The 9,304-nt window shown below is 59.4% G+C and carries 8 protein-coding genes; 6 read left to right on the top strand and 2 right to left on the bottom strand.

Annotation, left to right across the window (positions count from 1 at the left end; genetic code table 11):
* Positions 1-282 precede the first annotated feature (282 nt).
* On the bottom strand, positions 283-1,776 hold the full coding sequence (locus tag ACEN2T_RS06765) for a CoA-acylating methylmalonate-semialdehyde dehydrogenase (protein WP_032887095.1): 1,494 nt from the start codon (positions 1,774-1,776) through the stop codon (positions 283-285).
* Positions 1,777-1,815: 39 nt separating this feature from the next.
* Positions 1,816-3,165, bottom strand: coding sequence for an aspartate aminotransferase family protein (locus ACEN2T_RS06760; protein ID WP_032887096.1), 1,350 nt, complete (start codon positions 3,163-3,165; stop codon positions 1,816-1,818).
* A 125-nt stretch (positions 3,166-3,290) separates the two neighbouring features.
* On the opposite strand from ACEN2T_RS06760, the gene ACEN2T_RS06755 reads away from it, so the two are divergent.
* From ACEN2T_RS06755 to ACEN2T_RS06730, 6 genes are all read left to right on the top strand, one after another.
* Entirely contained in the window at positions 3,291-4,211 is a 921-nt protein-coding gene (locus ACEN2T_RS06755) for a LysR family transcriptional regulator (protein ID WP_032887097.1), read from the top strand.
* Between the two features lie 87 nt (positions 4,212-4,298).
* On the top strand, positions 4,299-5,693 hold the full coding sequence (locus ACEN2T_RS06750; protein WP_099602157.1) for a uracil-xanthine permease family protein: 1,395 nt from the start codon (positions 4,299-4,301) through the stop codon (positions 5,691-5,693).
* An 87-nt stretch (positions 5,694-5,780) separates the two neighbouring features.
* Positions 5,781-6,440 (top strand): TetR/AcrR family transcriptional regulator, encoded by a 660-nt coding sequence (locus ACEN2T_RS06745; protein WP_032887099.1) that lies wholly within the window; start codon positions 5,781-5,783, stop codon positions 6,438-6,440.
* 12 nt (positions 6,441-6,452) lie between these two features.
* Positions 6,453-7,034 carry an IMPACT family protein gene (locus tag ACEN2T_RS06740; protein WP_032887101.1) on the top strand — a complete coding sequence of 194 codons (582 nt, stop codon included), beginning with the start codon at positions 6,453-6,455 and terminating at the stop codon, positions 7,032-7,034.
* Between the two features lie 57 nt (positions 7,035-7,091).
* Positions 7,092-7,778, top strand: coding sequence for an SDR family oxidoreductase (locus ACEN2T_RS06735; RefSeq protein ID WP_032887102.1), 687 nt, complete (start codon positions 7,092-7,094; stop codon positions 7,776-7,778).
* 144 nt (positions 7,779-7,922) lie between these two features.
* Positions 7,923-9,281 (top strand): 8-oxoguanine deaminase, encoded by a 1,359-nt coding sequence (locus tag ACEN2T_RS06730; RefSeq protein WP_032887103.1) that lies wholly within the window; start codon positions 7,923-7,925, stop codon positions 9,279-9,281.
* Positions 9,282-9,304: the final 23 nt, after the last annotated feature.

Here is a 9,304-nt window from a genome sequence, read left to right as displayed (position 1 = left end):
CATCAGCGGGAGGCGAATTCTACAGCGTTACACGCTGCTGTCAACACCTCTTTTTCAACTTCCTTTTGGCTTCGATGAACTGAAGCAACTTACTGCCGAAAACTGCGTAACTCATTGTTTACCAAGGAGTTTTCCGTTTCGACTGCGCCGGAAGTGGGGCGAATTATAGGCTCCTAGAATCTGTGGTCAACCTTCTTTTTCATATTTTTGCCATATAACTCAAAAAAAGCCCTAGAAACGAAAAAGCCGGCCCAAAAGGGCCGGCTTTCTGCTCATAGAGCCTTACAGACTAGGGAAAGCAAACTGCGACGCCTCATGACTGGCCCGCTGAGGCCAACGCTGGGTAATCGCCTTGCGCCGGGTGTAAAAACGCACGCCATCCGGACCGTACGCATGTAAGTCACCAAACAGCGAGCGTTTCCAGCCACCAAAGCTGTGATAAGCCACCGGAACTGGCAGTGGAACGTTCACCCCAACCATACCCACTTCAATCTCATCGCAGAACAGACGGGCCGCCTCACCATCACGGGTGAAGATGCACGTACCGTTCCCATACTCATGGTCGTTGATCAATTGCATCGCCGCCTCCAGGCTGCTCACCCGGACCACGCACAACACCGGCCCGAAGATCTCCTCCTTATAGATGCGCATCTCGGGCGTCACACGGTCAAACAGGCTGCCACCGAGGAAGAAGCCATCTTCATTCCCGGTAATACTTAGCCCACGGCCATCGACCACCAACTCTGCACCCGAAGCAACACCGTCTTCTATGTAGCCGCTGACCTTATCCCGCGCCTGACCGGTTACCAGCGGCCCCATATCCAGCCCACACGTCGTGCCCGCACCTATCTTCAGCGCCTTAATCTGCGGCACCAGCTTGGCGATCAACGCATCAGCTACTTGGTCACCTACGCAGACGGCCACAGAGATGGCCATGCAGCGCTCCCCGCAGGAGCCATACGCCGCGCCCATCAGCGCACTGACCGCATTATCCAAGTCCGCATCTGGCATCAGTACGGCGTGGTTCTTCGCCCCGCCCAGCGCCTGCACGCGCTTGCCGCGCTTGGTCGCTTCGGAATAGATGTACTCAGCAATCGGCGTCGACCCCACAAAACTCAGCGCTTTGACTTCCGGCGCCTCAATCAATGCGTCAACCGCGCCCTTATCACCGTGCACCACACTCAGCACGCCTTTAGGCAGACCGGCTTCCTGCAACAGTTGCGCAATCAGCAGCGTCGAACTCGGATCACGCTCCGAAGGCTTCAGGATGAAGCAGTTACCGCACACGATTGCCAGCGGATACATCCACAGCGGCACCATCGCCGGGAAGTTGAACGGCGTAATACCCGCTACCACGCCCAACGGCTGAAAGTCCGACCAAGCATCAATGTTCGGCCCAACGTTGCGGCTGTACTCGCCCTTCAGAATCTCCGGCGCCGAGCATGCGTACTCAACGTTCTCGATGCCACGCTTCAACTCACCCGCCGCGTCTTCCAGGGTCTTGCCATGCTCCTCGCTGATCAACTGCGAGATTCGCGCTTCGTTCTGTTCCAGCAACTGCTTGAAACGAAACATCACCTGGGCACGCTTGGCCGGCGGGGTATTACGCCACGCCGGGAATGCGGCCTTGGCCGAATCGATCGCCTGTTGAATGGTTTCACGGCTGGCCAGCGGTACTTGGTGAATCACCTGGCCGGTGGACGGGTTATATACGTCGGCACTGCGACCACTGTCGTTGACCAACTCACCGTTGATCAAATGCTGGATAAGGCTCATGCAGGGCTCCTGAAAAGTTGTTCTATATAGAAAGAGAAATCAGTCGATCTTGTTCAGCACTTCGCCGACCGCATCAAACAGGCGATCCAGATCCTGCGGCTTGCTGTTGAAGGTTGGCCCGAACTGCAAGGTGTCGCCGCCAAAGCGCACGTAGAAACCCGCCTTCCACAAAGCCATGCCTGCCTCGAATGGACGCACGATGGCATCACCGTCACGCGGGGCAATCTGGATCGCGCCGGCCAAGCCGTAGTTGCGAATGTCGATCACGTTCTTGCTGCCCTTCAAACCGTGCAGCGCATTCTCAAAGTGCGGAGCGACTTCGGCTACGCTCTGCACCAGGTTTTCCTTCTGCAACAGGTCGAGTGCCGCCAGGCCAGCCGCGCAAGCAACGGGGTGCGCCGAGTAGGTATAGCCGTGTGGAAATTCCACCGCGTACTCAGGCGTCGCCTGGTTCATAAAGGTCTGATAGATCTCGCTGCTGGCAATCACCGCGCCCATGGGGATCGCGCCATTGGTGACTTGTTTGGCGATGCACATCAGATCCGGAGTCACGCCGAAGCTGTCGGCGCCGAACATCGAGCCGGTACGGCCAAAACCGGTAATCACTTCGTCAAACACCAGCAGGATGTTGTGCTGGTCACAAATCTCTCGCAGACGCTTGAGATAACCCTGCGGCGGCACCAACACGCCAGCGGAACCAGCCATCGGTTCGACAAACACTGCCGCGATGTTGGAAGCGTCATGCAGCTCGATCAGCTTGAGCAACTCATCGGCCAATGCGATGCCGCCCAGCTCAGGCATGCCGCGGGAGAAGGCATTGCTTGCCAGCAAGGTGTGCGGCAAATGGTCAACGTCCATCATCGCCTGGCCAAACATCTTACGGTTGCCGTTCACGCCGCCCAGGCTGGTGCCCGCGATGTTCACACCGTGATAGCCACGGGCGCGTCCGATCATCTTGGTCTTGGTGGCTTGGCCCTTCAGGCGCCAGTAGGCACGCACCATCTTCACCGCAGTATCGGCACACTCGGAGCCGGAGTCAGTGAAGAACACATGATTAAGGTTGCCTGGGGTCAGGTCGGTAATCTTTTCCGCCAGCTGGAAGGACAACGGATGACCGTACTGGAAGCCCGGGGAGTAATCCAACGTACCCAATTGCTTGGCCACCGCTTCCTGGATTTCCTTGCGTGTGTGCCCGGCGCCGCACGTCCACAGGCCAGACAACGAGTCGTACACCTTGCGGCCCTTGTCATCGGTCAACCAGCTACCTTCGGCGGCCACGATCAGGCGCGGGTCACGCTGGAAGTTGCGGTTGGCCGTGTAGGGCATCCAGTGCGCGTCCAACTTCAGTTGGCTGGCCAGGGACGATGGGGCGTTTTCAGGCATGTTCATCAGCAAAACCTCGCAGGGCAAAAGGCCGCGTCGGGATTGAAACGCGTTGTTGCAGCTAAATTGCCACGGCGATAAAGTCGGTGAAATTCAACTCTTCTAACCTTCAGTCAGGCCTTCACTAAACTATGAGCAGCCGTCGACCCGATCCCCTCGCCCAAGTGAGCGACTTTGATATTCGCCTGCTGCGCATCTTCCGGAGTGTGGTGGAATGCGGCGGCTTCTCGGCAGCGGAAACCGTGCTCGGCATCGGGCGCTCGGCCATCAGTCAGCAAATGAGCGACCTTGAACAGCGTCTCGGATTGCGCCTCTGCCAACGTGGCCGCGCGGGGTTCTCACTGACCGAAGAAGGCCGTGAGGTCTATCAGTCAGCCCTGCAACTATTAAGTGCACTGGAAAGTTTTCGCACCGAGGTCAACGGTCTGCACCAGCATTTGCGCGGCGAGTTGATCATTGGCCTCACCGACAACCTCGTCACCCTGCCCCACATGCGCATCACTCACGCCTTGGCCCAATTAAAGGAGCGCGGCCCAGACGTGCAGATCCAAATCCGCATGATCGCCCCCAATGAAGTCGAACAAGGCGTACTCGATGGTCGTTTGCATGTGGGCGTAGTGCCCCAGGCCAGCGCCCTTTCGGGATTGGAGTACCAACCGCTGTACAGCGAACGCTCGCTGCTCTATTGCGCAGTCGGCCATCCGTTGTTTTACGCCGAAGACAAGCAGTTGGGCGACGAGCGCATCGACAGCCAGGACGCCATCGCTCCAACATTCCGTTTGCCTGCCGAAATCCAGGCCCATTACCAAGCGCTCAACTGCACCGCCAGCGCCTCGGACCGCGAAGGCATGGCGTTCCTGATCCTGACCGGCCGCTACATCGGCTACCTGCCCGACCACTACGCCAGCCTCTGGGTACAACAAGGCCGACTGCGTGCGCTGAAATCGGCTACGCGTTTTTACGATTTAAGCCTCGCATCGGTCACACGCAAGGGCCGTCGCCCTCATTTGGTGCTTGAAAGCTTCCTCGACAGCCTGGCCACAACGCGCTAGCTCAGGCTTTACGCTAAAAGCTGAGCAACTGGACAGCTTTTTGCAAGAACAGATGGAACTTGACCATCCGCCTTGAGTTAGCCCGCCATGCCACCAGAATCCTCCACCCCCAGCGACCTGATCTACGGCCTCAACGACCGCCCCAAACCCGCCCCGGCATTTCTGGCCGCACTGCAGCACGTGCTGGCCGCTTTTGTCGGCATCATCACTCCGCCACTGATCATCGGCTCCACTCTGGGCCTGACCGCCCATTTGCCCTATCTGATCAGCATGGCGTTGATGGTGTCCGGTGTCGGCACATTCATCCAGGCGCGTAGGCCATTTGGGATAGGCGCCGGGATGATCTGCCTGCAAGGCACCAGCTTTGCCTTTCTCGGCGCGGTACTGTCGGCAGGCTTCCTGGTGAAACAACGGGGCGGCAGCCCGGAAGACATCATGGCGATGATCTTCGGCGTGTGCTTTTTCGGCGCGGCGGTGCAGATCGTGCTGAGCCGTTTTATCGGCCAATTGCGTCGAGTCATCACGCCTTTGGTGACAGGGATTGTCATCACGCTAATCGGCATCAGCCTGATCAAAGTCGGCATTACCGACCTCGGCGGTGGCTTCAACGCCCCTGACTTCGGCGCGCCCACCAATCTTGCATTGGGCCTGTTCGTGGTGCTGACGATCATTCTGCTCAACCGTTCCAACACGCCCTGGGTGCGGCTCTCGGCGATCATTATCGGTCTGGCCCTTGGCAGCCTGGCTGCGTGGTTCAGCGGCAAACTCGTGCCCCAAGCCCTGCCGGACTTACCTCTGGTGAGCCTGCCGATTCCGTTTCGCTTTGGGTTCAACTTCGACTGGAGCGCTTTCCTACCGATCGCGCTGATTTACCTGATCAGCAGCATCGAGACCGTCGGCGACCTCACCGCCAACTGCATGATCGCCCGCCAGCCCATCAGCGGCCCTTCTTATATAAGCCGACTCAAGGGAGGCGTACTGGGTGATGGCGTGAGTTGCATGATCGCGGCCACTTTCAGTGCCTTCCCCAACACCACCTTTGCTCAGAACAATGGCGTGATCCAACTCACTGGCGTGGCCAGCCGTTACGTTGGTTTATATATAGGCGTGGTGCTGTTTTGCCTCGGTTTGTTTCCGTTGATTGGTGCGGTACTGCAGCAAATCCCCAAACCCGTATTGGGCGGCGCGACCCTGGTGATGTTCGGCAGTGTGGCCGCCGCTGGCGTGCGCATCCTCGCCCAGGCGCCGCTGGACCGACGCAGCATGCTGATCATCGCCACGTCGTTTGGCGTCGGCCTGGGCATCGCCGCCCAACCCAATCTGCTTCACCTGATGCCAACCCTGGTGCAGAACTTGTTCGACTCCGCCATCACCAGCGGCGGGCTGACCGCCATCGTGCTGTGCCTGCTACTGCCGGAATCCAAGGCGATCGAAACTGCCGCAAACCAAGCGCCGGAAAGCGACACCTTGGAACCGCTTTAAGGGTTTTATTGCATCGGGACTTGTCTGAGGCTTGAGGGTGGGTTATCTGTGCACACGTCGTCTCTATCGATCAGCACGGTAATCTCCATGAGCCTCGAAGTTCCTGCCCACAGCAACCACGCCGGTAAGCCCGCCAGCCGCATTCGGCAAAAGAACGAACAAGCGATTCTCCAGGCTGCTGAAGATGAATTCGCGCGCCATGGCTACAAGGGCACCAGCATGAACACTATTGCTGCCAGCGCCGGATTGCCGAAGGCCAACTTGCACTACTACTTCACGAACAAGCTGGGCCTGTATATCGCCGTGCTCAGCAATATCCTCGAACTGTGGGACAGCACCTTCAACACACTGACCGCCGAGGACGACCCTGCCGTGGCCCTCTCCCGCTACATCCGCACCAAGATGGAGTTTTCGCGACGCCAACCCCAGGCCTCGCGGATCTTCGCCATGGAGATCATCAGCGGCGGCGAATGCCTCACCGAATATTTCAGCCAGGATTACCGCACGTGGTTCAGTGGCCGGGCGGCAGTGTTCCAAGCCTGGATCGACGCCGGCAAGATGGACCCCATCGACCCCGTGCACCTGATCTTCCTGCTGTGGGGCAGCACCCAGCACTACGCAGACTTCGCCACCCAGATCTGCCGCGTCACCGGTCGCACCAAGCTGACCAAGCAAGATATGGAAGATGCCGGCACCAACCTGATCCACATCATTCTCAAAGGCTGCGGCATCAAGCCGAGCCTCTAGACGAAGTCACTTATGCCTTTCACGCTCACCGGCCTTTGCGAGTTTCGTGAAGAAATACGTAAAAGCCGCTTCATCACCCTCGCCGCCCCGATCACCAGCCCGCAGGACGCTCAGGCTTTTTTCGAGCAACACAGCGACCTGAACGCCACGCATAACTGCTGGGCCTGGAAGCTGGCCGACCAATACCGCAGCAGTGACGACGGCGAACCCGGTGGCACTGCCGGGCGGCCGATTCTCGCAGCCATCGAAGCCCAGGGTTTTGATCAAGTCGCGGTATTGGTGATTCGCTGGTACGGCGGCATCCAATTGGGCACCGGCGGCCTCGCCCGTGCCTATGGCGGCGGAGCGAACAAATGCCTGCAGAATGCCGAGCGTCTCGAACTGATCAGCCGCGTACCACTGAGTTGCGCCTGTGGATTCTCCGAGCTGAACTTGGTGAAGCTGCGCGTTGCTGAACTTGGCGGCCTAGTGGTGGAAGAAAACTTCACCGCCAACGGTGTGGAGTTGCAACTGGCACTGGGTGAGGCGCACATCGACACGCTCCAAGCCCAGCTCGCCGACCTGAGCCGTGGGCGTATCCTGCTGCAACGCTGAAACTGTTACTGTTATTTGCTGAATCCCCCTGAACCGCGACTCTAAAGGAAGCTTTTCATGTCTACGCCAAAAACCGCACTGATCATCGGCGCCTCGCGCGGGCTGGGCCTTGGCCTGGTCAAGCAATTGCTCCAGGACGGCTGGGACGTGACCGCCACCGTGCGTGATCCGAGCAAGGCTGATGCCCTTAAAGCGGTGGGTCCGGTGCAGATCGAAAAACTGGACATGGACGATCAGCAAGCCGTGATCGCCCTGGCCCAGCGCCTCAAAGAGCGCACCTTCGACCTGCTGTTCGTCAACGCCGGCGTCAAGGGTCCGGCCAACCAGGAGCCCGGTCACGCCACTCTCGCGGAAGTCGGCCAGTTGTTTTTCACTAATGCCGTGGCGCCGATCAACCTGGCGCAGCGCTTTGTCGGGCAGATCCGCAAAGACAGCGGCGTGCTCGCATTCATGAGTTCGGTATTGGGCAGCGTAACGATCCCCGACGGCTCAGACCTGGCGCTGTACAAGGCCAGCAAAGCCGCGCTGAACTCCATGACCAACAGCTTCATCACTCAACTGGGCGACCACACACTCACTGTTCTGTCACTGCATCCGGGCTGGGTGAAGACCGACATGGGCGGCGAAAACGCGCACATCGATGTCGACACCAGCGTGCGCGGCCTGGTGGATCAGGTAAATGCCTACACCGGCAAAGGTGGTCACCACTTCGTGGACTACAAAGGCGACACCATCGCCTGGTAAGCGACGGGCAGCGTTATCGACTGATTGCCGTCGATAACGCTCCGCGCGTAGACTGCGCCCTCGCCCCAACCGGCGACCCTGGATCAGCAGACAGGGCAACACTGAGCTGGCAAACCTGAACCCATCATTCAGAGGAGCCGGCCAATGCCTGCGACCCGTATCTGGTTAAAAAACCCCCTCGCGATTTTCACTGCCAATGGCCTCGATGCCCGTGGCGGCCTAGTGCAGCAGGACGGTGTGATCACCGAAGTGCTGGGCTGGGGAAAAGAGCCCGCTGTGCCTTGTGGACAGGTGTTCGACGCACGCGAACACGTGATCCTGCCCGGCCTGATCAACACCCACCATCATTTTTACCAAACCCTCACCCGTGCCTGGGCGCCGGTGGTCAATCAGCCGTTGTTCCCCTGGCTGAAAACCCTGTACCCGGTGTGGGCGCGTCTGACGCCCGAGAAACTTGCTCTGGCCACCAAAGTCGCCTTGGCCGAATTGCTACTCTCGGGCTGCACCACCGCCGCCGACCACCACTACCTGTTCCCCGACGGCCTGGAAAATGCCATCGACGTGCAAGTTGATACGGTGCGCGAATTGGGCATGCGCGCCATGCTTACCCGGGGCTCCATGAGCCTGGGCGAAGCCGACGGTGGCCTCCCGCCGCAACAGACCGTGCAACAAGGGCAGGTCATCCTCGACGACAGCCAGCGCCTGATCCGCGAATACCACCAACGCGGCGACGGCGCACAGATCCAGATTGCCCTGGCGCCTTGCTCGCCGTTCTCCGTCACACCGGAAATCATGCGTGCCAGCGCCGAACTGGCCAACAGCCTAGACGTGCGCCTGCACACCCATCTGGCGGAAACCCTCGACGAAGAAGATTTCTGCCTGCAACGCTTCGGCCTGCGCACCGTGGATTACCTCGACAGCGTGGGCTGGCTCGGCCCACGCACTTGGCTGGCACATGGCATTCACTTCAACCCTGATGAAATCGCCCGCCTTGGCGCCGCCGGTACCGGTATCTGCCACTGCCCAAGCTCAAATATGCGCCTGGCATCCGGCATCTGCCCTACCCTCGACTTGCTAGCCGCGGGCGCGCCCATCGGCCTGGGCGTGGACGGTTCCGCCTCCAATGATGCATCGAACATGATTCTCGAAGCACGACAGGCCCTGTACATCCAGCGTCTACGTTATGGCGCAGAAAAGATCACCCCCGAAGGCGTGCTCGGCTGGGCTACCAAAGGTTCGGCGCAGTTGCTGGGGCGTACGGATATCGGTGAATTGGCCGTGGGTAAACAGGCGGATCTGGCACTGTTCAAACTTGATGAGCTGCGGTTCTCCGGTAGCCATGATCCGATTTCGGCGCTGCTGTTGTGTGGTGCGGATCGTGCGGATCGGGTGATGGTCGCGGGCAAATGGCGAGTGATAGACGGGCAGGTCGAGGGCCTGGATCTGAAACGTTTGATCGCCGATCACAGCCAGGCGGCGCGACGATTGATCGCAGGGACCTAAGTAAACACCGTTCAACATGCGGG

Origin of the sequence: Pseudomonas sp. W22_MBD1_FP4 (genome assembly GCF_052113765.1) — a bacterium.
Classification (GTDB): Bacteria; Pseudomonadota; Gammaproteobacteria; order Pseudomonadales; family Pseudomonadaceae; genus Aquipseudomonas; species Aquipseudomonas sivasensis.
This window is presented reverse-complemented; position numbering and strand designations above follow the sequence as displayed.